Source organism: Solwaraspora sp. WMMB335 (assembly GCF_049179075.1).
In the GTDB taxonomy this organism is placed as follows: Bacteria; Actinomycetota; Actinomycetes; order Mycobacteriales; family Micromonosporaceae; genus Micromonospora_E.
Map to the genome: position 1 here is coordinate 4265529 of NZ_JBMHMF010000001.1, position 22137 is coordinate 4287665.

A 22137-nucleotide genomic window follows, 5' to 3' on the forward strand; every position below is an offset into this window, starting at 1 on the left:
CCACCGATGCCTGCTGTAGAGGAAGTGACGGACGGGTGAACTATCTCCAGATGTGGGGCCGGCGGTTCGGCCAAGCCTTCGCGGTCCTTCGGGATCCGGATGCCGGCTTGTTGCTGCCGTTGCCCAGACCCGCGGTGGACCCGCGCCTCGACGCCGACCGGCTCGCCGCTGAAGCCCTGGAGCAGGGACGAATCGACGGAAAGCAGTACCTCTACGACGGGTGGTCGTTCGGCCACGAGGGTGACCCGCCGAACGCGGTGGGCGAACCGGGGTACGTCGCGAACCTGCGCCGCCGGTGTGCGTCTGCCGTGTTCGAACACCGCGACCGGCAGGAGCTGACCGAGGCCCGGCTGGCGGATCTGCGTCACACCGCCCGGGAGGCGGAGCTGGGCATGCGGGCGGCCCGAGACCGGATGGCCCGGATCGCGGTCCGTGATCAGCTCGACGAGGACGATTCGCTGCGCTCGTTCCTGCACCGACGCAACATCAACGCGGACGCTCTCGAACTGCCGGGGCTGGATCAGCCTGTCTGGGAGGGCGAGGCACCGCCGATGCGTCTGGTCTGGCGGATACTCATCGTGCTCCTCCTGATCGCGGTGGTCTTCCAGATCGAGTACTACGTCGCCGAGGCGTACCTACCGTTGACCGATCTCGGACGTACGACGGGCCTGCTGCTGACCGGCGCGATCGCCGGGCTCACCGTGATCGGCCCGCTGGTCTCTGGCCAGCTCTTTCGACACCGGCACGCCACCGGCTACGACCGCCCGCTCGCCGCGCTGACGTTCGTCCTGCTGCTGCCCACCCTGACGATCATCTTCGGCTTCGGGCTGCTGGCGGCGACCCTGTTCGACCGTGGTGCCACCGGCGGCACACCGCTCGACACCTCGGCCGATGTCTCCCGGACCGCCGCACTCGGACTCACCCCGGCGACGTTGATCGTCATCTTCGACGTGGTGCTGTTCCTGGCCTGCGCGATGGCCTACATCCTGGGGCTCGCCCAGCGGCACCCGTTTCAACAGGCGTTCGCGCGCAACCGGCAGGTGCGCAACCGGATGGTCAACGTGACCCAGCGGATGGGCACCCGCATCAATCCGGACTACCGGGCGTCCATGACCGGGATCGGAAGCGATCGGACCGACGTGACCGACGTCCGGGCGCCCGACCGGGAGGCGGCCATCAGGAACGCGTACCTCGCCGCGGAGGAGGCGTACTACCAAGGGCTCATCGAGGCGGTCGCCGATCCGACGTTCACCGAAGCGGTGCTGCGACGTCGCAACCGGGTCACACCGCCGGACGGGTTCGGACCAGCCGACGAACCGGAGGCCGGACGTGGCTGAACCGCTGCGCCTGACCCGCGCGCACTTTCCAGTGACCGCCCTCGGGTACGGGCAGCGGCTGGGACTGTGGCTGCAGGGTTGCACCCTGTCCTGCCCGGGATGCATCGCGAAGGACACCTGGGACCGCGACGGTGGGGTCGCGGTCGGCGTGGAGGAGCTACTCGACGACGTACGCCGCGCGCTGGACGCCGGCGCGGACGGCCTCACGGTCAGCGGTGGAGAGCCGCTGCAACAGGCGGCCGTCCTCACCAGGCTGCTACGCGGCGTACGGCAGATCAGCTCCGCTTCGCCGTTCGACGTCCTGCTGTACACCGGCTACGAACTCGACGAGCTCGACCCGACGCAACGCGCGGCGGCCGACCTGGCCGACGCGCTCGTCACCGGACGGTACGTCGCCAGTCGGCCGACCAGGCGCATCTGGCGGGGTTCGGCAAACCAGGAGATGGTGCTGCTCACCCCGCTCGCCCGAGAGCGCTACACGGCGTCCCTGGATTTCGAGCCGGCCGCCCCGCCCATTCAGGTCGAGACGAGCCCGGACGGCCGCGCCTGGTGGGTCGGTGTACCGAACCACCCGGACACCAAACGGGCACTCGACGGCAGGTTGGCGGCGCTCGGCTACACCGTGGACTCGGTGAGCTGGCGCCGCCGCTGACCGGCTCACTTCGAAACGTCGTCCTCACGTTCGCGGTTGTGCTCGTACTCGTCCTTGTCGTTGTTCTCCGGCTCGGAGCCGCCCTGATCGGGCACTTCGGCCTGGGGCACACCGAACCTTCGGCCGCCCGTCAACCGTCGGAGCCAGTGCAGCCCGCTCGCGCTACGCAGCCGGCGGGTGAGGATCTCGGCCTCGGCCCGCGCCCGCCGTGCCACTGATTCACAGCGGTCGACCTCGATGGCGTACTGCCGCTTACGGCTGTCCTGCAGATCATCGATCTGCAGGTTGAGCGCCTCGGCCTCGGCGAGGTCGCGCAGCAGGACCGCAAGCTGTGGCTGTCGCCGCTTGAGCCGACGGTTCGACCGGATGAACTGGGCGATCTCGACGCGTGGTGAGTGGTAACCGGCGCTGATCGCCAGCGCCCCGGTGAGCAGGTAGAGCAGGAGCAGCAGCACGGCACTCAACAGGGGTGAGCCATCCGCCGAGCCGGCGGGTACCCCACCGCCGGCCACGAAGACGTCAGCGGCGTTGGAGGAGGCCGGCGCGGGAGCCATCAGCCGGAAGACGAACGTCCCTACCCCCATCGTCAGCCACAGCCCGGACAGCAGCCACCCGCCAAGTGCCCGGCGGACGTTGCGGCGCAGTTGCTTCGCGCGCTGGAAGGCCTCACCGGCGAGATGCGCTACGTAGGTCGTCACCACGGTGAGCGCGAGTACCAGCGAGAACACCGCGCTGTCGTTGAGGATCCGCTCGACCACCTGGCGGAACATGATGAAGTCGGCCGCCATCGCCAGGATCAGCGCCACGTACAGGATCAGCAGCCACCAGCGACTCCGGCCGGCGAGCACCCCGACGTTGCCGTACTGGTAGCCGTCCTCCTCCGCGGCGTTCGGCCCGGCCGGCGTCACGGTGTCCCGGTCCTCGATGACCCGCAGCGCACCCTTGCGCTGGTACCGAAGATCGTTGATTTCGCCTTCGCGGCTACCACGATCGTGGTCGTACTGGGCGATGAGTCCACCCAGATCAGCCCGTAGCCTCCCCAGATCGACCTCCTCCGCCGCGTGCCGGCGCAGGAGGTCGGATTTGATTTCGATGAGGTAGGAGGCGATGACCTCGTCGATCGGCTCCATGATCGAATCATCGATGCCGAACCGCGCCTGGTCCACCAGATACTTGCGAATCTGCTGCCGCAGTTCCTTTTCGCCGCTCATCGGTGGAACAGGTTGCAGGCTGAGCTGTTTGAGTAGCTTCGCGATCCGGCCCAGCTCGGCGCGTCGCTTCCGGTCATCGAGCATCATCACGTCTGGCTCCTGCTGTCGGCGGGTGGTGCGCTGTCTCGGTGACCCAATCGGGCAGTGGGATTTCCGGCATGGACAACAGCGGGTAGAGAGTTGCACCGGCGGGGTGATACCGGGCGAGCGCGGCCAGGTACTCGGCGATACGCCGCTGGTACAACTCCACGAGGCGGCGAGCGCGGGTCCCCGGCTCGGCCGATGCCTCGTCGTGCTGGCGGACCGCCGCTGCGCGTTCGGCGTGCCGCTGTTCGACTCGGTCGCGAGCGTCATCGACGGATTCCTGGGCGAGCTTGATCCGTCGCGAGCGGGCGACCTCTCGGCGATGGCGCAGCATCTCGGCGTCCCAACGGGCTTCCTCGGGATTACGAGGACGCAGTTCCTCCTCCGTGAGCGGAGCCTTTGCCGCTTCCAACTGCTCCCGCTTGCGACCCAGGTCGTTGCGCGCCTGCTCGATCCGCTCGTCGTGCCGGCTGAGATCGACAGCGGCGGCTTGGTGCGTGCGCCGGTGGGCGATCGACAGCTCGTTCAGCTTCTCGTCCAGTTCGGCGAGGAGCACGAGCTGGTAGCCCACGGCCAGCTGTCCGCCGGTCTCCGTCAGCGCCTGCTGTTGGCGGCGTACCTCAGCCAGCGCAGGGATGCGCTGCTCGCCGTCGAGTTGTCCTCTACGCCGGTCGGCCCGCTGTAGCGAAGTGGGGTAGGACGGCTCTGCGGATGCGACCATGTCCCTGTGCTGACGGACCATGGCAGACGGTCCGTCAGCACAAGACATGAAGCGCTTCGCAATCCTTCGAATCGCCGCTGCGGCACTGTGCGTCTCGTCAACCGTCACCGGCTGCGCGGAGGCGAAATCCTTGGTGTTCGGCGAGGAATTCGAGTTTCACTGCCCGCAGCCGCCGGCGCCGGGATTGGCCGTCGCGGTGGGTGCTCGGGCCAACACCCCCGCCCCAGTGCTGCCCACCGAGGTCCGCCAGCTCCTCGTGTCGTCGATGGAGGGGTGTGGCGAGATCACCGTGGTACGGGTGGATGGCCGTCCCGGCGTGGTCGGTTCCACGGTGTTCGACACCGCGGCCCGGACCCGACAGAACTTCGACATCGACAAGGCGGCCTTCCTCAACGACGTCGTCGCCCTGCTGGAATCCGCCAAGGCACAGGAACCCGAGGCAAATGTCCTGGAGGCGCTGAGCGTGGCGTCGGGTGCCGCCGGACAGGGCGGCACCGTGGTGCTCCTCGACTCCGGCGTGCAGACCACCGATCCTCTCGACTTCCGACAGAACGAGCTACCGACGCGGCAGCCCGCCATCGTCGCTGACGCACTGAGTCAGCAGGGTCTGCTGCCCGACCTGGCGGGCCGATCGGTGATCCTGTCAGGACTCGGGTACACGGCGACGCCGCAGGACGCACTTCAGGAGCGGAACCGGGCCTTCGTCGTCGAGCTGTGGCGCGAGATCGTCGTCGCCGCCGGCGCCGAGGCTCCCGTTCTGCTCGCGGAGCCCAACACGAGCGAGTCGGCCGTTACGAGCCCGTCCGTGAGCACGGTGCGGTTTCCCGACGAAACGATCGAGTGGGACTGCGACAGTCTCGCGATCCTGCCGGACGACGGCGAGGTGGGGTTCATCCCCAATGAGGCAGAATTCCGCAACTCTGCTGCTGCAAGCGCCGTCTTGAGAGAGTTCGCAACCTTTCTCCACGCCAATCCGACCGCCCGTGTCCTGATCAGAGGCTACGTGGCCCACTACGGCAGCGGCGATCTTTCCCAGCGCCGGGCGGATCGGGTGAAGCGGGAGTTGTCACAGCAGGTACCGAACACGATCACGGCCGAGGGCATGGGCTGGGGACCCTTCCCGAACCCCACCGCACCTCCGGACGAGCGCTACGACCAGCTGAATCGCCGGGTAACGATCGAGGTCACCTGCGGCTGACGGTGGCGGCTGCCCAAAGCGGGGTCGGCACAGCGGCACAGCTCAGAGCAGGTCGTGGCGCACGACGTTCTCCTCGCGGCCCGGACCGACGCCGACGACGCTGACCTTCGCCCGACACAGCTCCTCGACGCGGGCGATGTAGCGGCGGGCGTTCACCGGCAGCTCCGCCTCGGTGCGGGCCTTGGTGATGTCCTCCCACCAGCCGTCGAGCTCCTCGTAGATCGGCTTGGCGTGGTGGAACGCGGTCTGCGTCATCGGCATGTCCTCGAACCGCTCGCCGTCGATCTCGTAGCCGACGCAGATCGGCACCTTGGCCAGCCCGGTGAGCACGTCGAGCTTGGTGACCACCAGGTCGGTGATGCCGTTGAGCCGTACGGCGTAGCGGGCGACCACCGCGTCGAACCAGCCGCAGCGGCGTTCCCGGCCGGTGGTGGTGCCGTACTCGGCACCGATCTTGCGCAGGTGCTCGCCGTTGGCGTCGAACAGCTCGGTGGGAAACGGCCCGGAGCCGACCCGGGTGGTGTACGCCTTGGTCACCCCGATCACCTTCGTGATCGCGGTGGGCGCAATGCCGGTGCCCACACACGCCCCGCCCGAGGTCGGGTTGGACGAGGTCACGAACGGGTACGTGCCGTGGTCCATGTCCAGCATGGTGGCCTGGGCGCCTTCGAGCAGCACGGTCTCGCCACGGTCGAGCGCGTCCCACAGGATCGTGCGGGTCTCGGCGATGTGCGGGCGCAGTCGTTCGGCGTACCCGAGGTACTCCTCGACCACCGCGTCGAGGTCGATTCCCTTGCGGTTGTAGACCTTGAACAGAATCTGGTTCTTCTCCCGCAGCGCCAGTTCGAGCTTCTTACGCAGGATGCCGGGGTCGAGCAGGTCCTGGACCCGGATGCCCATCCGGGCGACCTTGTCACCGTACGCCGGTCCGATGCCCCGCCCGGTGGTGCCGATACGCGACGAGCCGAGGTAGCGCTCGACGACCCGGTCCAGCGCCCGGTGATGCGGCATGATCAGATGCGCGTCGCCGGAGATGCGCAGCCGTGACACGTCGACACCGCGTTCGGCCAGCCCGTCGATCTCGGTCAGCAGGACCTTCGGGTCGACCACCACCCCGTTGCCGATGATGATCATCGCGTTCGGGGACAGGGCACCGGACGGCATCAGGTGCAGGGCGTACTTCTGGCCGTCGGGGGTGATCACGGTGTGCCCGGCGTTGTTGCCGCCGGAGAACCGCACCACGTAGTGGACCCGCTCGCCCAGCAGGTCGGTAACCTTGCCCTTGCCCTCGTCACCCCATTGCGCGCCGAGCAGCACGATCGCTGGCATCTGTGTAACCGCCTCCAAGGGGCCCGGGTGCCAGGTGGCGACCGCGTGGCAAGCCCGAGGAGTCAGGCTAACAAGGGCCGCGTCCGCGGGGGACGTGGCAGCGGAGATCAGCAGGAGGCAGCCGGTGTACGACGTGGTGCTGCTGACGCTTGGCGGTCAGCCCACGACAGGCTGCGACAGCAGCTGTGGCGGTGGAGGCACCGAGCCATCCGACGCCGGCTGCATCGGCCGGTCCGCGGCGGGCTGTGCCGAGCCGGTACGGGTGCCGGTGCTCGCCTGCCGGGACGCGCTGGTCGCCGCCGGTGCCCGGGTGGATACGGTGACCGTCCGGGCGGACAGCGAGATAGACGAGATTCTTGCCCGTCTGGACGGACCGGCTAGGCCGGACGGGTTGACTTGGCCGGACGACGACGGAAAGACCCGGTTGGTCGTCGCCGTCGCGGCCGACGGCCAACTGCGTGCGGTGCTGCGCCGGATGGTCCGCCGGTACGCGCCACCGCCCAGCCGGCGCCCCGCCGACCTGGCCGGCAACCGGACCCTGCCCGACCTGCCGGCGATCGGCGTCCTGCCGCTGGATCCGAGCAGCACGGCCAGCGACCTGGCTGGGCGGCTCGGGCTGCCCCGGAAGCCGGCTGCGGTCGCCGACGCGGTACTGCACGGCCGGTCGCGCCGGTTGGACCTGCTTCGGACCGACAGTGGTTCGGTCACTCTGGACGGCGCGTTGCTCGGTGGCGCGGACGAGGACGATCGCCCGCTACCCTGGCGAGGTCGGGTCGAGGTCGACGACGCGGTGCTGAGCGCGGGCGACGATCCGCTGCTGGCCTGCGTGGTCACCAACGCCGACGGTTACGCCCAGCTCGCGGAGGTGGAGTTGGTGGCCGGGGCGGATCCGGCGGACGGAGCGCTGGAGGTGGCGGTGGCGGTACCGGTGGTCACCCGGTCGAGATGGCGCGGTGAGCGGGTACGCATCGAGGTGCGCCGAGCCCGCGGGCGCGCCGCCGCGGTCACGCCACGCGACGGCGAAGTGCCCTTCCTCGATGACGGCGTTGCCGGCACGTTGCCCCGGAAACGATCCTGGTGGGTGGAACCGGGCGCCTGGGCGGTGTACACCCATTGATCTCATATGCGACGCTAAGTAGCGACTGACCTGCACATCCTCGGGCGCGCCGTGGGGGGACGAGGAGGAGGTACGCAGTGCACGACCACACCGATCCGGCACGGGTGACCGGCACCGGTGCCGACCAGTTGGAGGAGCCGTTCTGGCCGCCGGACGAGATCGTCGCTACTCCCCGCAGTGACGCCACGATCGCCGTACCGATCGTGCCGCCAGCGCCGCCGGTACCACCGGCACAGCCCACGCCACCAGCGCAGCCGGTACCACCAGCGCACCAGGCGTCCCCGGCACCAGGCACGCCAGCGGACTCGCGCAGCGGCACCGGCCCGGCGGCTGCGGGGGACGGTCGACCGGCGACCGGAGCGCAGCGGCCGGACGGGCGTGATCCGGAGTTGCCGCATTCGCCCGCATCGCCGTGGGCGCAGCCGCCCAGTCGGCCGGCGAGCCGTGCCGCAGACACCGATGGTGGTCCACCCGTGCCGGATGCCGACCGTGGCGGGTTGCCACCCGCACCCCGCCGGTCCCCGGAAGGGCCGGCGGAGGTGGCCGGTCGACCCCACCCGGCACCGCCCCGGCCGGGGCCGACCCATCCCAGCCCGCCCCACCCCGGGCCGAGCCGGCCGGCCCCACCGCCGAACCAGAATCCGGCGCCACCACCGGCCGGACCTGGCCGGCCGGCCCCGCCGCCGGCTGCGGAGGACCACTGGCCAGGCCAGCCGGCCGACCCGTGGGGCACGTCACCGGAGGACACCTCGCCAACTTCGACGCCAGGTTGGGACGCCGGGGAGTGGACCCCGGCCGACGGCGGTGGGTGGTCACCGGTGCCACCGCCGCCCCCAGTGCCGTACCAGCAGGTGAGCCCGGGAGTCACCGAGCTTGCCCGACATCCGTACGAGGAAGCGCCCGGGGTGCACCGGATACCCACCCCGCCGGACCCGCTGCCGGACCCGCCGGCGGGCACCGGCTACCCGGTGCCGCCCGCCGGCCCGATGCCCGCCGGCCCGGGGCAGCTTCCGCCGAGCGCTGGTGGCGGCGAGGACTGGGGCGTCGAAGGATTCGTACCGACCGCCGAGGAGTTCGCTCAGCGCCGGGCGACGAGACCGGCGAATCCGGTAGCCACGATGGGCGTGCGAGCGGCCTTGAACCGGAGCAGCCTCGGCCTGATCAAACTGCCACCCGGCCAGCACGAGCAGGAACTCCGGCACGACATCGAGCTGGTCCGGCGCAACTTCGGCGGGTTGCGGCAGGTCACCGTGGTCAATCCGAAGGGCGGCGCCGGTAAGACGGTGGCGATCCTGATGCTCGCGATGACGTTCGGGCAGAAGCGCGGTGGTTACGTCCTGGCGTGGGACAACAACGAGACCCAGGGCACCCTCGGGATGCGGGCCCAACAGGACTTCCATTCCCGTACCGTCCGGGACATGCTGCGCGACCTACGGCAGTTCCAGGGCGCGCACGGGCGGGTCGGTGACCTGTCGCAGTACGTGCGGGCGCAGGGCGAGGGCATGTTCGACGTCCTCGCCTCGGACGAGTCGGCCACCGCCGGGGAGATGCTGACCGCCGCCGCCTTCGCCGAGATCCGGGAGATCGTCAGCCGGTTCTACAAGTTGATCTTTGTGGACACCGGCAACAACGTACGGGCGCAGAACTGGCAGGCCGCGATCGACGCGACCGACCAACTGGTGGTGACGATGTCCGCCCGCAACGACTCGGCGGAGCCGGCGGCCCGGATGCTCGACCACCTGGAGCAGACCGGTCGGCAGCGGCTGGTCCGCCAGGCGGTCACGGTGATCTCGATGCCCCCGTCCCGGCGGGAGATCGACCTGGCACCGATCCAGCGGCACTTCGCCGCCCGCACCCGCACCGTGCTGTTGGCACCGTACGAGCGGCTCATCGACAGCGGCGAACCGATCCGGTACGGGCAGCTGTCATCGACCTTCCGGGAAGCCTGGCTCAAGATCGGCGCCGCGGTCTCCGACGGCTTGTGACACCAGGCGCGCTCGGGGTGCGGCGCCAACCGGTCAGCCGCCGGCCAGCGCGTCACCGGCCGCCGGGTCGCAGTCCCGCAGGAACTGTGCGCAGCGGGCCGCTTCGTCGGATTCGCCGATCTCGCCGGCGGCTCGCGACAGCAGGTGCAGGCAGGCCAGGAAGCCCTGATTGGGCCGGTGCGACCAGGGCACCGGTCCGTGGCCCTTCCAGCCGCTGCGGCGCAACTGGTCGAGACCGCGGTGATATCCCGTACGGGCGTAGGCGTACGCGGTGACGACCGCACCGCTGGCGAAAGCTCGCTGAGCCAGCACCGCCCAGGCCCGGCTGTATGTGGGGTAGCGCCCGGCAGCAGCGGCGTACGCCTCATCGGTGTCCACCTGGGCAGCCTCGGTGAGCGCCGCCTCGGCCTGCTCGTCGCCGGGTAGCAGGGTGGCCGGCGGCTCGGGCAACAGATTCTGCATTGGGCCCATTCAACCCGGATCCGCAGCCGCACGGTGACTGAACGGATGAGTCGTTCGTCACGCGTGCGGCGGGTGTGCACCGCGCGGTACTCGACTACAAATAGAGGTCCGGAGCCTCCCCAGGACCCGGTTTGGAAGCCCGGTGGCCTCGTGCCACCGGGCTTCGCTGTTGCGGCGGTAGGAGAAGATGCCCGGGTGCCTACCCCACCTCCCGCCGAACTACTCGAACCGCACGACACGACACCGTTCGAGGTCGAGTCCAGGACCGAACTCGACCGACATCTGGCCGCCGGCAGCCTGGCCGGACTGACCGTGCAGGGCCTGCGGTTCGACGTACCGCCGGTGCCCGACCTGACCGGCGTCGACCTCACCGACACGCTGTTCCTCGGTTGCTCGTTCCCGTCCTCGCAGTTCGAAGCCGACCTGGTCAACCGCGGCGCGCACGTGGTGCCGCCGTTCGCCGGGCTGCCGTACCCCACGCACCCGTCCCGGCTCTACACTCCGGCCGACCTCGCCGCCGGGTTCGCCACCCATGGTGCTGACGGAATGTACGACAACCTGGTCTACCGGCACTTCCGGCAGCACGGCGGGGCGCTGCCGGAGATCCGTGAGGCGCTCGCCCAGCGGCTGCACGACCACGCTGTCGACAACGCCCTCGGCGATGCCACCCGCGCCTGGATCCGGGCCTACGGGCCCGCCTCGGTGATCGGGGTGATGGGCGGGCACGCGGTGCCGCGCGGCACCTCGGCGTACCGGCTGGCCGCGACCCTCGGCTGGGAGCTGGCCCGGGCCGGCCGGCTGGTGGTCACCGGCGGCGGGCCCGGGGTGATGGAGGCGGCGAACCTCGGCGCGTACCTCAGCACCCACAGCACGCAGGAGCTGGCCGCCGCGATCGACCTGCTCGCCGGGGCGCCGGACTACGCCGACCAGCAGCCGTACACCGCGGCGGCGTTGGCGGTGCGGGATCGCTTCGCGCCGGACCCGGCGGCGACCGGCGGCGTCCTCGGCTGGGCGCGGGCCGGTGGCCTGGCCATCCCCACCTGGCTGTACGGGCACGAGCCGGCCAACCTGTTCGCCGGCCGGGTCGCCAAGTACTTCTCCAACGCGATCAGGGAGGACACCATTCTGCGGCTGGCCCGGGGCGGCATCGTGTTCGCGCCGGGGCGGGCCGGCACCATCCAGGAGGTGTACCAGGCAGCGACCAAGACCTTCTACGGCACCGACGGCGACAGCGGCCCGTACGTGTTCCTGGACCGCGCCTTCTGGACCGAGACGCTGCCGGTCGAGGCCCTGCTCGCGCCGCTGCTGGCACTGTCCCCGGCCGGCGACCTGTCCCCGTTGATCCGGCTCACCGACGACGTACACGAGGCGGTCGGGCTGCTCACCGCCGCCCCGCTGCCGGCGTCACCGCCGGGCAGGGTGCCGGTACAGCAGGCCGGACCCGGCACCGGCGGTTGACCATCGACGAGTGTCCTGGCCTGCCCCTTCAGCCGGGCGGTACCACGTCGGCGACCGCAACGTGCCGCCGGAGGGACCGCGTCGGGCCTGGTGTTCGATCGTCAGGCGATCGGGCGGCGGCGCCAGGCGACGATCGGCAGCTCGACGTCGGGTGCGGCGGACAGACCGTTCTCGTCCAGTGCGTTGTGGATGGCCAGCCGGGCACCGTCGAACAGAAACTCGACCGCGTGCAGCACGTGCGGGCGCCAGTGCGACGGCATGATCCGTTCGATCACGTTGACCGCCCGCAGTGGGCGGCCCTGCGCCGGCAGCGGTGCCGGGTGCCGGTCACTGCGCCAGTCGAGTCGCAGTCCGGGCAGGTCGAGCGGCATGGACATGTCGACCTGGTTCCAGGTGATCGCGCACTCGTCGAACTTGCGGTGGGTGACTTCGACATTGACGTCACCGAAGCCGAGGATCACCGGGCCGTTGGCGTACCAGGTGTCCAGGTCGAGGTCCCACATGAGCCAGGTGCCGATCAGTGGGCGGCCGACGATGCGGGAGAAGCGGGCCCGATGGGCGGCGGCGAGCGTCGCGGCGTCGTGACACCACTGTGGCTCGTACCCATCGATGCCGAGCACGACCGACCTCCGCAGCGGACCCCATGGTTCGGGCGATCCTACCGGCGTGGTCCGGCCACCGGCGACGCGCGGCCGGTCAGCCGCTGGAGACGAGCGCGGCCGATCCCTCGCCGGGGACCGGCCGCGTGAACGGTACGGGTACGGAGGCAGCCGTTACTTGGCCAGCGTGGTGCCGGTCGAACGCAGGTGCTCGCAGGCGTCGACGACCCGCTGGGCCATGCCGCCCTCGGCCGCCTTGCCCCACGACCGGGGATCGTAGGCCTTCTTGTCGCCGACCTCGCCGTCGATCTTCAGCACCCCGTCGTACTTGGTGAACATGTGGCTGGCCACTGGGCGGGTGAAGGCGTACTGGGTGTCGGTGTCGATGTTCATCTTCACCACGCCGTAGTCCAGCGCGGCCCGGATCTCCTCCAGCAGCGACCCGGAGCCACCGTGGAAGACCAGGCTCAGCGGCTTCTCCTTGCCGTACTTGGCGCCAACCGCGTCCTGGATCTCCTTGAGGATCTCCGGACGCAGCTTGACGTTGCCCGGCTTGTAGACGCCGTGCACGTTGCCGAAGGTCAGCGCCGCGATGTAGCGGCCCTTCTCGCCGAGGCCGAGCGCCTCGACCATGGCGATGCCGTCCTCGACGGTGGTGTACAGCTTCTCGTCGATGGCGCCGACGATGCCGTCCTCCTCGCCGCCGACGACGCCGACCTCGATCTCCAGCACCACCTTGGCGGCGGCGGCCTCGGCGAGCAGCTCGTCGGCGATCTCCAGGTTCTCCTTCAACGGCACCGCCGAGCCGTCCCACATGTGCGACTGGAACAGCGGCGCGCCACCGGCGGCGACCCGCTCCTTGGAGATGGCCAGCAACGGACGCACGAAGCCGTCGAGCTTGTTCTTCGGACAGTGGTCGGTGTGCAGGGCGATGTTGACCGAGTACTTCTTGGCCACCTCGTGGGCGAAAGCGGCGAACGCCGCCGACCCGGTCACCATGTCCTTGACGGTCGGTCCGGAAAGGTACTCGGCGCCGCCGGTGGAGACCTGGATGATGCCGTCACTCTCCGCCTCGGCGAAGCCGCGCAGCGCCGCGTTGAGGGTCTGCGAGGACGTGACGTTGATGGCGGGGTACGCGAATGCGCCGGCCTTGGCGCGGTCAAGCATCTCGGCGTAGACCTCGGGCGAGGCGATAGGCATCTCGAACGCTCCTTTTTACCGGATCAGGCCCGGTCCGGGCCGGATGTCGTGCTCAAGCTCTCTGCGCTGGACCGCGCTGTCCTCCGCTGGCAGTATCCCGCAGCGGCGCGGTCGCGGCGAACTCGGCCCTGTCCGGATACTCAGCCCGGTGCGGAGATCAGTCGCGGTCGTACTTGTCCGGGATGACCAGGCTGATCAGCCAGCCGACGACAGCCATCACGATCGCCCCCCAGAACGCCGGCCAGAAGCCGTCGATGCGGAAGGGAAGATCGAGCCCGGCCGCCAGCCAGTCGGTCAGCAGGAACAGCAGCGCGTTGACGACCAGCGCGAACAGGCCGAGCGTGAGCACATAGAACAGGCAGCCGACGACCTTGATGACCGGTTTGAGCACCGCGTTGACCAGGCCGAAGATCAACGCCACGATGACCAGCGTCAGCGCGTTACGCGCCGCCGTGCCTCCGGTGACATCGATACCGGGTACGACCAGCGTGGTGATCCAGAGTGCGACCGCGTTCACCGCGAGTCTGATCAGGATTCCCATGCTGCCATCGTGCCACCCAGGGACGACGTCGGCGCTACCTAACGGACAAGACAGGTATTTCACCCTGTGGTCTGCGCAATCGTCCGCCCAGCCCGTACCGTGGTGACAGTACCTGCGCGCGTACCCGACGGAGGCGACATGACGTACCCGGACGAAGACCTCGCCCCGGGGGACCACCTTGCCCCCGACGAACGTGACATCGAAGCGCCCTCGGCCGATGCCTTCGAGCAGTCGATCTCGGCGCGCCCGAGCGAGCAGGACGCCGAGATCCACCGCGGCCTCGAGGTCGACGACTGGGATGCCGTCGAGCAGGCACGGGTGGTCGACTTCGACGACGACTACCGGTAGCCGGCCGTTACTGGCAGCGGTCGGCCGAAACCGGTGTCGACGGGTGGCGGGCGGCTGGCACGATCACGCACGTGCTGCTGACCGTCACGACCACCCACCGGCCCGCGACCGACCTCGGCTATCTGCTGGTCAAGCATCCTGACCGGATGCAGTCGTTCGACGTACCCACCGGCACGGCGCACGTGTTCTACCCGGAGGCCACCGACCAACGGTGCACCGCGGCGCTGCTGCTCGACGTCGACCCGGCCCGGCTCGGCGGCCGGCGGCCCGGCCACCGGAGCACCGCCGTACCGGACAGCTTCACGCTCGGTCAGCACGTCAACGACCGGCCGTACGCCGCGTCCAGCCTGCTCGCCGCCGCGCTGGCCAAGGTGTTCCGATCCGCCCTGCGTGGCGAGAGCCGGGACCGCCCGCAGTTGGCCGGTACACCGTTGCCGTTGACCATCCGGGTCCCGGTGCTGCACTGCCGGGGCGGCACCGAGCTGGCCGAGCGCATGTTCGCCCCGCTGGGCTGGACTGTGCGGGCCCGGAGCATCCCGCTGGACGAACGGTTCCCGCAGTGGGGGGACAGTCGCTACGCCGACCTCACCCTGACCGGCATGTCGCGGGTCGCCGACGCGCTCAACCACCTGTACGTACTGCTGCCCGTGCTCGACGACGCCAAGCACTACTGGATCGCCCCGGACGAGCTGGACAAGCTGCTACGTGCCGGGCAGGGCTGGCTGGCCGATCACCCGGAACGTCGGATGATCACGCGGCGGTACCTGGCCCACCGGCGGGCACTGGCCATGCGGGCCGATGACCGGCTCGCCGAGACCACGGCGGCACAGCTTCGCCTGGCCGACGCCACGGCCGAACAGGACGCAACGACCGGCACCGGCGGCGCGACCGGCTCCGGCACTGGCGACGGCGACGGCCCGCCGGCAGGTATCGGTGTCGAGGAGGACGCCGGGCTGCCGGAGCAGGCACGCCGGCGGCCACTCGCCGCGACCCGGCGAGCCGCCGTACTCGCGGCGTTGACCGACTGCGGCGCGCGGCGGGTGCTGGACCTCGGTTGTGGCAGCGGCGCGCTGCTGGCCGAGTTGCTCGCCCGACCCCGGCTCACCGAGATCGTCGGCACCGACGTGTCCGCCCGCGCCCTGGAGCTCGCCGCCCGTCGGCTGCGGCTGGACCGGCTGCCGGCCCGCCAGCAGCGGCGGATCCGGCTCTGGCAGTCCGCGCTGACCTACCGCGACGACCGGCTGCGTGGCTTCGACGCCGCGGTGTTGATGGAGGTGGTCGAGCATGTCGACCCGCCCCGCCTGCCGGCGCTGGCCGAGTCGGTGTTCGGCCACGCCCGTCCGGCGGCCGTGGTGCTGACCACGCCCAATGTCGAGTACAACGTGCGCTACGCGGGTCTCGCCGCGGGGACGCTGCGCCACCCGGACCACCGGTTCGAATGGACCCGTGCCGAGTTCGTCGAATGGACCGACGAGGTTGCTTCGACGTACGGCTATCAGGTGGTCCGCCAGCCGGTCGGTGAGCTCGACCCCGACGTCGGCGCGCCGACCCAGCTGGCGGTCTTCCGGCAGGACACCGCGGCCGCCGGTGCCCAGCCAGCCGGAGGTCTCGGCCGATGAGCGTACTGGACATTCCCGAACTCGCCCTGGTAGCGCTGGTCGGCCTCTCCGGCAGCGGCAAGTCGACCTTCGCCGCCCGGCATTTCGCCGCCACGCAGGTGCTGTCCTCGGACACGTTCCGGGCCCTGGTCGCTGACGACGAGAACGACCAGTCCGCTTCGGCCGACGCCTTCGACGCGCTGCACTACGTGGCCGGCAAGCGGCTGCGGGCCGGCAGGCTGACCGTGGTGGACGCCACCAACCTGCAGGAACACGCCCGCGCCGGGTTGATCGCGGTCGCCCGCGAGCATGATGTGCTGCCGGTGGCGATCGTGCTGGACGTACCGGAGCAGGTCTGCTGGCAACGTACCCAGGGCCGGCCGGACCGCACGTTGCGCCGGCAGGTGCTGACCCGGATGCACCGGGATCTGCGCCGGTCGGTGGGTCGGCTCGGCCGGGAAGGCTTCCGCAAGGTGCACGTGCTGCGCGGAGTCGATGAGATCGACACCGCACGGGTCCAGCTCACCCGGCTGTTCAACGACCGGCGGGAGCTGACCGGGCCGTTCGACATCATCGGCGATGTGCACGGTTGCCGTGCCGAGCTGGAGCAACTGCTCACCACGCTGGGCTGGTCCCTGCACCGGGACGCGGCGGGCCGGCCGGTCGGCGCCCGGCACCCGCAGGGACGTACCGCGGTGTTCGTCGGCGACCTGGTGGACCGCGGACCGGACTCGCCGGGTGTGCTGCGCCTGGCGATGGGGATGGTCCGCGACGGCACCGCGCTGTGCGTGTCCGGCAACCACGAGCAGAAGCTGCTGCGCAAGCTGCGCGGCCGCAAGGTGACCGTGTCGCACGGGCTGGCGCAAACCCTGGAGCAGCTGGCCGACGAGCCCGCCGGGTTCGTCGACGAGGCGACGACGTTCATCGACGGGCTGGTCAGCCACTACCGGCTCGACGGCGGGTCGCTGGTGGTGGCGCACGCCGGACTCAAGGAGGAGTACCAGGGCCGGGCCTCCGCCCGGGTACGCAGCTTCGCCCTGTACGGAGAGACGACCGGCGAGACGGACGAGTACGGCCTGCCGGTGCGCTATCCGTGGGCCCGCGACTACCGGGGCGCGGCGACCGTGGTGTACGGACACACCCCGACCACCGACCCGGTTTGGGTGAACAACACCATCTGCGTCGACACCGGTTGTGTCTTTGGTGGACGGTTGACCGCGCTGCGCTATCCGTCCCGGGAGCTGGTCTCGGTGCCGGCCGCCCGGGAGCACTACGCACCGGTCCGGCCGCTGGACGCGCAGCCGGACGGGTCGGGTTCGCGACCGGACGGGTCGGGTTCGCGACCCGCCCGGCCCGGGCGCCCCGACGACGTGCTGGACCTCGCCGATGTCGCCGGGCGCCGGCACATCGACTACGGCTACGGCACGACCACGATCCCGGCCGAGAACGCCGCCGCGGCGCTGGAGGTGATGAGCCGGTTCGCGGTCGACCCCCGATGGCTGGTGTGGCTGCCGCCGACCATGGCCCCGTGCTCCACGTCTGACCTCGACGGATTCCTGGAGCATCCGGCCGAGGCGTTCGCCGACTACCGTCGCACCGGCGTCGACCAGGTGGTCTGTCAGGAGAAACACATGGGGTCCCGGGCTGTGGTGCTGCTGTGCCGGGACCCGACCGGCGACCTGCGGTTCGGCCCTGGCGGTGGAGTGATCTACACCCGGACCGGACGGCCGTTCTTCAGCCCGGGACACGTCGACGAGCTACTGGCCCGGGTCCGGGCGGCGGCTGAGTCAGCCGGGCTGTGGCACCGGCTGGCCACGGAGACCGGGCCGGCCAGCTGGCTGCTGCTCGACTGCGAACTGCTGCCCTGGTCGGCCAAGGCCCTCGGCTTGATCCGCGATCAGTACGCGAGCGTCGGTGCGGCCGGGCGGGCGGCGCTGCCGGCCGCGTTGGAGGTGCTCGACGCGGCGGCCGGGCGCGGCCTACCGGTTGCCCAGCTGCGGGAGCGGACGGCCCGCCGGGCGGTAGACCTGTCCCGCTACACCGATGCCTACCGGGCGTACGTGGGCACCCCGGACCAGGTGTCGCTGGCTCCGTTCGCGGTGCTGGCCAGTGACGGGCACAGCCACGCCGGGCGCGACCACGGCTGGCACCTCGACTGCGCCGACCGGCTGGTGGCGGCGGACCCGCGGTTGTTCGCCCCGACCCGACGGCGGGTGGTCGACCTGTCCGACGAGGCGGCGGTGGCCGAGGCGACCCAGTGGTGGCTGGAGCTGACCGGCGGTGGCGGGGAAGGCATGGTCGTCAAGCCGTACGCCGGCCCGGCCGCCCGCGACGCCACCGGCCGGCTGCTCCAGCCGGGCGTCAAGTGCCGGGGACGGGAGTACCTGAGGATCATCTACGGGCCTGAGTACACCGAGCCGGACCGGCTCGACGTCCTGCGGCGGCGGTCGCTGGGCCGCAAGCGGTCGCTCGCGCTACGCGAGCACGGGCTCGGGTTGGCTGCGCTGGACCTGCTGGCCGCCGGGGCTCCGCTGTGGCGTCGACACGAGCTGGTGTTCGCGGTGCTCGCCTGCGAGTCCGAGCCGGTCGACCCCCGACTGTGAACGGTGAGCCGGTATGGTTCTGCAAATGTCAGTGCGCGAACGTGTCGGCCATGTGTTGCGTGGCGTGGCGATCGGGGTGGCCGAGGCCGTCCCTGGTGTCAGCGGCGGGACCATTGCCCTGGTCACCGGCGTGTACGAGCGGCTGATCGCCTCTGCCGGTCACCTGATCAGCGCCATCCGCCTGGCAGTGTCCGACGTGCCGCGTAGGCAGGGCTGGGCCCGCAGCCGAGAGCAGTTCCAGCAGGTGCACTGGGGGGTGGTCATCCCGCTGGCCGTGGGCATGCTGCCGGGCCTGCTGATCGCCGCCCGCCTGCTGGAGCCGATGCTTGAGGAGCACCCGGAGCAGACCCGTGGGCTGTTCTTCGGCCTGGTGCTCGCCTCGGTGCTGGTGCCCGTCTCGATGATCGGCAGGCCGTGGCGTGGCCGGGACGTGTTCGCGGTGGCCGCGGCGGCGGTGGCCGCCTTCGTCCTCACCGGGCTGCCGTCGGCGTCGATCGACCCGAGCCCGCCGGTGGTGCTGCTCGCCGCCGCGGTGGCGGTCTGTGCGCTGGTGCTGCCCGGTGTGTCCGGGTCGTTCCTGCTGCTGACCGTCGGGCTGTACGAGCCGACGATCGAAGCGGTCAACGACCGGGACTTCGGCTACCTGGCGATCTTCGCGGCCGGGATGATCATCGGCTTGACCTTGTTCGTGAAGCTGCTGCAGTGGCTGCTGGAGCATCACCGGCGGGTGACCCTCGCGGTGATGACCGGGGTGATCCTCGGCAGCCTACGGGCGTTGTGGCCGTGGCAGACCGAGGATCGCGGCCTGCTCGCCCCGGCAGGCGACGCGCCGATGGTGGTGTTGCTCTTCCTGCTCGGTATCGCGGTGGTGACCGCGATGGTGCTGGTGGAGCGGCGCCGGTTGCGGCGCAGCGCGGTCGACCTCACGCAGGAGGAGTCGATCGGGGCCGACGCCCACCCGTACCGCTAGTCAGATAGCCGACTGGTCGGCGTCCGGCAGGTTGTCCACGAAGTCCGCCGGCAACGGGGTGAGCCCGGCCACCCGGCCGGCGACCAGCGCACGGTAGGTCAGCTGGGCGGCCTCTTCCAGGTTGACCGCCCGCTTGTGTGCCAACTCCACCGTGCTGGCCAGCAGCGAACAGCCGTGCCGGGACAGGATCAGGCAGTTGGTACCGTCGGCGGCGGCGTTCGCCGCCTCGTCGGCGAGTCGTGCGGTCCCTGGCGGCGCGAACGGCACAGCGACGATCCGGCGCAGGTAGAACGCATGATCGGTGGTGGCCAGCCGGATCGGTACACCGATCGTGTCCAGCAGCAGCACGCTCTGCGGATGCAGGTGGACGATCGCCTGCACGTCCGGGCGGGCCCGGTAGACCGCCAGATGCAGCGCGAGCTCGCTGGTCGGGCCCGGGGAGCTACGGCCAACGGGATCCGGTACAGACGGTGACGGCGACGACGGACCCGATGGCAGCACACGACCATCCGCGATCCGCACCCGGACGAACGATGCCCGGTCAAGCCGGTCCAGCCAGGTACCGGACGCGGTTACCCAGCATTCATCGCCGCCCGGCTCGCGGGCGGAAAGGTTGCCACCGGACCCCACCACGAGACCGGCACGCACCACGTCGTACCCGACGTAGGCGAGCTGATCACGCGGGTCGCCCGCAACGTACGTCACGTGGCGACCTCCGTAGGCCTTGGGCACCTTGCCTGGCGGCTCCGCCTCCGCGAGGCTCCAGGCAAGGTGCCGTCAGGTCAGCGAGCCTTCTTGGTGGCGCGCTTACGCGGCGGGGTCAGCAGATCCGCGATCGTGGCGATCGCGGTCGGCACCAGCCGGTAGTAAGCCCACACGCCGCGCTTCTCCCGCTCCAGCAAGCCGGCCTCGGTGAGGATACGCAGGTGGTGGCTCACGGTCGGCTGGGAGAGCCCGAGCGGAGCAGTCAGGTCGCAGACGCAGGCCTCGCCCTCCGGCGCCGACTGGATCAGGCTGAGCAGCCTGAGTCGGGCCGGGTCGGCGAGCGCCTTGAGGACTCCAGCGAGTCGCTCGGCATCCGCGCGTTCGATCGGCTCGCCGGCAAGCGGCGAGATTTGAGGCATGGTCATTTCAGCCAACGCAGTTCCCACGAAACCCATCCTTCCACCAAACAGCATCGATCCGCCTGCATATCAGCAGATCCGAATCGGCAAACTTTTAGGCCGGAAGGCCGAGGTCAGCCAACGTATAGGCGGCCCGATAGGCCAGTCCGGCTGCCCGAACCGCGTCACCGGCCCCACGATCGACGATCACCGCCACGCCGACCACCTCAGCTCCCGCCCCTTGTAGCGCCTCGACTGCAGTGAGTACACTTCCCCCGGTCGTCGAGGTGTCCTCCACCGCGAGTACGCGGCGACCGACCACGTCCGGCCCTTCGATCCGTCGCTGGAGTCCATGCGTCTTCTCGGCCTTACGCACCACGAAGGCGTCCAGTCGCCGCTGCCGGGTGGCGGCAGCGTGCAGCATGGACATGGCCACCGGGTCCGCTCCCAACGTAAGGCCGCCGACCGCGTCGTACTCCCAGTCCGCGGTGAGATCGAGCAGCACGCCGCCCACCAGCGGTGCGGCGGCGTGGTGCAGGGTCACGCGCCGCAGGTCGACGTACCAATCAGCTTCGCGACCTGACGACAGCACCACCCGGCCGTGCACCACGGCCAGGTCAGTGATGAATTTACGCAGGTCGTCGTGGTCCCCCATGGCGCAAAGCGTACTGCGCATCGCCCAGTCTCCAACCGCCGGCCCGGCAACTCGCCGATAACCGCCATCCACGGCACTACCTGCTCATATTTGGCATAAGACCTGGTGGCGACACCGGCCAGCGGAGCGGTGCCGGCGCTGATAGGCTCACCGGCTCGCCCGCTTGCCGGGACCCGCGACCGCACGCCGGAGCAGTCCGTACGGCGCGTGCCGGACGACCGCGGCGAGCAGCTTGTAGCGCAAGTCCGGCACGCTGACCGCCCGCCCCCGGGCCAGATCGCGTAGCCCGTCGGCGACCACGTCTTCGGCCCGCAACCACAGCCAGCCCGGCGACCCGGCCGTCGAGATGCCCGCCCGCTGGTGGAACTCGGTGTGGACGTAGCCGGGGCAGAGTGCCATCACCCGTACGCCGCGGTGACGCACGGACTGGTCGATACACTGACTGAAACTGGTCACCCACGCCTTGCTTGCCGGGTAGGTGGAACCCGGAGCAACCGGACCAAATCCAGCAACCGACGAGACATTAATCACTCTGCCGTACTGCCGTTGCACCATCCCCGGCAGCGTCGCGTGCGTCAGCCGCAGCACCGCCTGCACGTTGAGCTGCAGCAGCCGGTGCTCGTCCGGCCAGCTCGCACGCAGGAACGAGCGGTCCAGACCGATGCCCGCGTTGTTCACCAGCAGATCGACCGGCGAGTCCACTTGCTGCAGACGACCGGCCACCCGGTCGCAGCCGGTCTCCGTGGCGAGATCCGCGTCGAGCACCTCGACGCGGACTCCGTGCCGGTCGGTCAGCTCGTGCGCCAGACCGGTGAGTCGTTGCCGGTCCCGGGCGACCAGGACGAGATCGTGACCGTCGGTGGCGAGGTGGCGGGCGAACGCCGCACCCAGCCCGGCCGTCGCGCCGGTGATCAGGGCGGTACCGGGCTGGACAGAGGTAGCCACCTGTGCCTCCCAGCGGCTGGA

The 22137-nt window shown here is 70.4% G+C and carries 21 protein-coding genes; 10 read left to right on the top strand and 11 right to left on the bottom strand.

Features of this window, described 5'->3' with window-relative positions:
- Positions 1 to 35 precede the first annotated feature (35 nt).
- Entirely contained in the window at positions 36 to 1337 is a 1302-nt protein-coding gene (locus tag ACN27F_RS18340; protein WP_421434957.1) for a hypothetical protein, read from the top strand.
- The gene (locus tag ACN27F_RS18345) at positions 1330 to 1989 is read left to right on the top strand and encodes a 4Fe-4S single cluster domain-containing protein (RefSeq protein WP_421434960.1); all 660 of its coding nucleotides are present in this window, start codon (positions 1330 to 1332) and stop codon (positions 1987 to 1989) included. Before ACN27F_RS18340 ends, ACN27F_RS18345 begins: the two co-directional genes overlap by 8 nt.
- Before the next feature lie 5 nt (positions 1990 to 1994).
- Here the strand turns inward: ACN27F_RS18345 and ACN27F_RS18350 are convergent, their stop codons facing one another.
- Both ACN27F_RS18350 and ACN27F_RS18355 read right to left on the bottom strand, forming a co-directional pair.
- Positions 1995 to 3290: a hypothetical protein gene (locus ACN27F_RS18350; protein WP_421434962.1), complete on the bottom strand. Its 1296-nt coding sequence runs from the start codon at positions 3288 to 3290 to the stop codon at positions 1995 to 1997.
- The gene (locus ACN27F_RS18355) at positions 3274 to 4005 is read right to left on the bottom strand and encodes a hypothetical protein (RefSeq protein WP_421434964.1); all 732 of its coding nucleotides are present in this window, start codon (positions 4003 to 4005) and stop codon (positions 3274 to 3276) included. Before ACN27F_RS18355 ends, ACN27F_RS18350 begins: the two co-directional genes overlap by 17 nt.
- A gap of 46 nt (positions 4006 to 4051) precedes the next feature.
- On the opposite strand from ACN27F_RS18355, the gene ACN27F_RS18360 reads away from it, so the two are divergent.
- Positions 4052 to 5203, top strand: coding sequence for a hypothetical protein (locus ACN27F_RS18360; RefSeq protein WP_421434967.1), 1152 nt, complete (start codon positions 4052 to 4054; stop codon positions 5201 to 5203).
- Positions 5204 to 5245: 42 nt separating this feature from the next.
- Here the strand turns inward: ACN27F_RS18360 and ACN27F_RS18365 are convergent, their stop codons facing one another.
- On the bottom strand, positions 5246 to 6532 hold the full coding sequence (locus tag ACN27F_RS18365; protein ID WP_421434970.1) for an adenylosuccinate synthase: 1287 nt from the start codon (positions 6530 to 6532) through the stop codon (positions 5246 to 5248).
- A 124-nt stretch (positions 6533 to 6656) separates the two neighbouring features.
- On the opposite strand from ACN27F_RS18365, the gene ACN27F_RS18370 reads away from it, so the two are divergent.
- Both ACN27F_RS18370 and ACN27F_RS18375 read left to right on the top strand, forming a co-directional pair.
- Positions 6657 to 7649: a hypothetical protein gene (locus tag ACN27F_RS18370; protein WP_421434972.1), complete on the top strand. Its 993-nt coding sequence runs from the start codon at positions 6657 to 6659 to the stop codon at positions 7647 to 7649.
- A gap of 77 nt (positions 7650 to 7726) precedes the next feature.
- Positions 7727 to 9634: a chromosome partitioning protein gene (locus ACN27F_RS18375; protein WP_421434975.1), complete on the top strand. Its 1908-nt coding sequence runs from the start codon at positions 7727 to 7729 to the stop codon at positions 9632 to 9634.
- A gap of 33 nt (positions 9635 to 9667) precedes the next feature.
- On the opposite strand, the gene ACN27F_RS18380 is transcribed toward ACN27F_RS18375, so the two are convergent.
- Positions 9668 to 10096 carry a DUF3151 domain-containing protein gene (locus tag ACN27F_RS18380; RefSeq protein WP_421434977.1) on the bottom strand — a complete coding sequence of 143 codons (429 nt, stop codon included), beginning with the start codon at positions 10094 to 10096 and terminating at the stop codon, positions 9668 to 9670.
- A 195-nt stretch (positions 10097 to 10291) separates the two neighbouring features.
- On the opposite strand from ACN27F_RS18380, the gene ACN27F_RS18385 reads away from it, so the two are divergent.
- On the top strand, positions 10292 to 11554 hold the full coding sequence (locus ACN27F_RS18385) for an LOG family protein (protein WP_421434979.1): 1263 nt from the start codon (positions 10292 to 10294) through the stop codon (positions 11552 to 11554).
- A gap of 101 nt (positions 11555 to 11655) precedes the next feature.
- On the opposite strand, the gene ACN27F_RS18390 is transcribed toward ACN27F_RS18385, so the two are convergent.
- The 3 genes from ACN27F_RS18390 to ACN27F_RS18400 all read right to left on the bottom strand — a co-directional run bounded on the left by ACN27F_RS18390 (position 11656) and on the right by ACN27F_RS18400 (position 13894).
- The gene (locus tag ACN27F_RS18390) at positions 11656 to 12174 is read right to left on the bottom strand and encodes a hypothetical protein (RefSeq protein WP_421434981.1); all 519 of its coding nucleotides are present in this window, start codon (positions 12172 to 12174) and stop codon (positions 11656 to 11658) included.
- Between the two features lie 153 nt (positions 12175 to 12327).
- A complete protein-coding gene (gene fbaA, locus ACN27F_RS18395) occupies positions 12328 to 13353 on the bottom strand; it encodes a class II fructose-bisphosphate aldolase (protein ID WP_421434983.1) in 1026 nt (341 codons plus the stop codon).
- Positions 13354 to 13510: 157 nt separating this feature from the next.
- On the bottom strand, positions 13511 to 13894 hold the full coding sequence (locus ACN27F_RS18400) for a phage holin family protein (protein ID WP_421434985.1): 384 nt from the start codon (positions 13892 to 13894) through the stop codon (positions 13511 to 13513).
- 138 nt (positions 13895 to 14032) lie between these two features.
- On the opposite strand from ACN27F_RS18400, the gene ACN27F_RS18405 reads away from it, so the two are divergent.
- The 4 genes from ACN27F_RS18405 to ACN27F_RS18420 all read left to right on the top strand — a co-directional run bounded on the left by ACN27F_RS18405 (position 14033) and on the right by ACN27F_RS18420 (position 19413).
- Complete coding sequence (locus ACN27F_RS18405; RefSeq protein ID WP_421434987.1) at positions 14033 to 14242, top strand: hypothetical protein; 210 nt, start codon at positions 14033 to 14035, stop codon at positions 14240 to 14242.
- A 71-nt stretch (positions 14243 to 14313) separates the two neighbouring features.
- A complete protein-coding gene (locus ACN27F_RS18410; protein WP_421434989.1) occupies positions 14314 to 15861 on the top strand; it encodes a 3' terminal RNA ribose 2'-O-methyltransferase Hen1 in 1548 nt (515 codons plus the stop codon).
- Positions 15858 to 18443, top strand: coding sequence for a polynucleotide kinase-phosphatase (locus ACN27F_RS18415; RefSeq protein WP_421434991.1), 2586 nt, complete (start codon positions 15858 to 15860; stop codon positions 18441 to 18443). Before ACN27F_RS18410 ends, ACN27F_RS18415 begins: the two co-directional genes overlap by 4 nt.
- A 25-nt stretch (positions 18444 to 18468) precedes the next feature.
- Positions 18469 to 19413, top strand: a complete 945-nt coding sequence (locus ACN27F_RS18420) for a DUF368 domain-containing protein (protein WP_421434993.1) — start codon at positions 18469 to 18471, stop codon at positions 19411 to 19413.
- Here ACN27F_RS18420 and ACN27F_RS18425 read toward each other — a convergent pair whose 3' ends face one another.
- The 4 genes from ACN27F_RS18425 to ACN27F_RS18440 all read right to left on the bottom strand — a co-directional run bounded on the left by ACN27F_RS18425 (position 19414) and on the right by ACN27F_RS18440 (position 22116).
- Positions 19414 to 20118 (bottom strand): class II aldolase/adducin family protein, encoded by a 705-nt coding sequence (locus tag ACN27F_RS18425; protein WP_421434996.1) that lies wholly within the window; start codon positions 20116 to 20118, stop codon positions 19414 to 19416.
- A gap of 77 nt (positions 20119 to 20195) precedes the next feature.
- Positions 20196 to 20573, bottom strand: coding sequence for an ArsR/SmtB family transcription factor (locus ACN27F_RS18430; RefSeq protein WP_123606510.1), 378 nt, complete (start codon positions 20571 to 20573; stop codon positions 20196 to 20198).
- A 58-nt stretch (positions 20574 to 20631) separates the two neighbouring features.
- Entirely contained in the window at positions 20632 to 21171 is a 540-nt protein-coding gene (gene pyrE / locus ACN27F_RS18435; RefSeq protein WP_421434999.1) for an orotate phosphoribosyltransferase, read from the bottom strand.
- A gap of 147 nt (positions 21172 to 21318) precedes the next feature.
- Positions 21319 to 22116 (bottom strand): SDR family NAD(P)-dependent oxidoreductase, encoded by a 798-nt coding sequence (locus ACN27F_RS18440; protein ID WP_421435001.1) that lies wholly within the window; start codon positions 22114 to 22116, stop codon positions 21319 to 21321.
- Positions 22117 to 22137 lie beyond the last annotated feature (21 nt).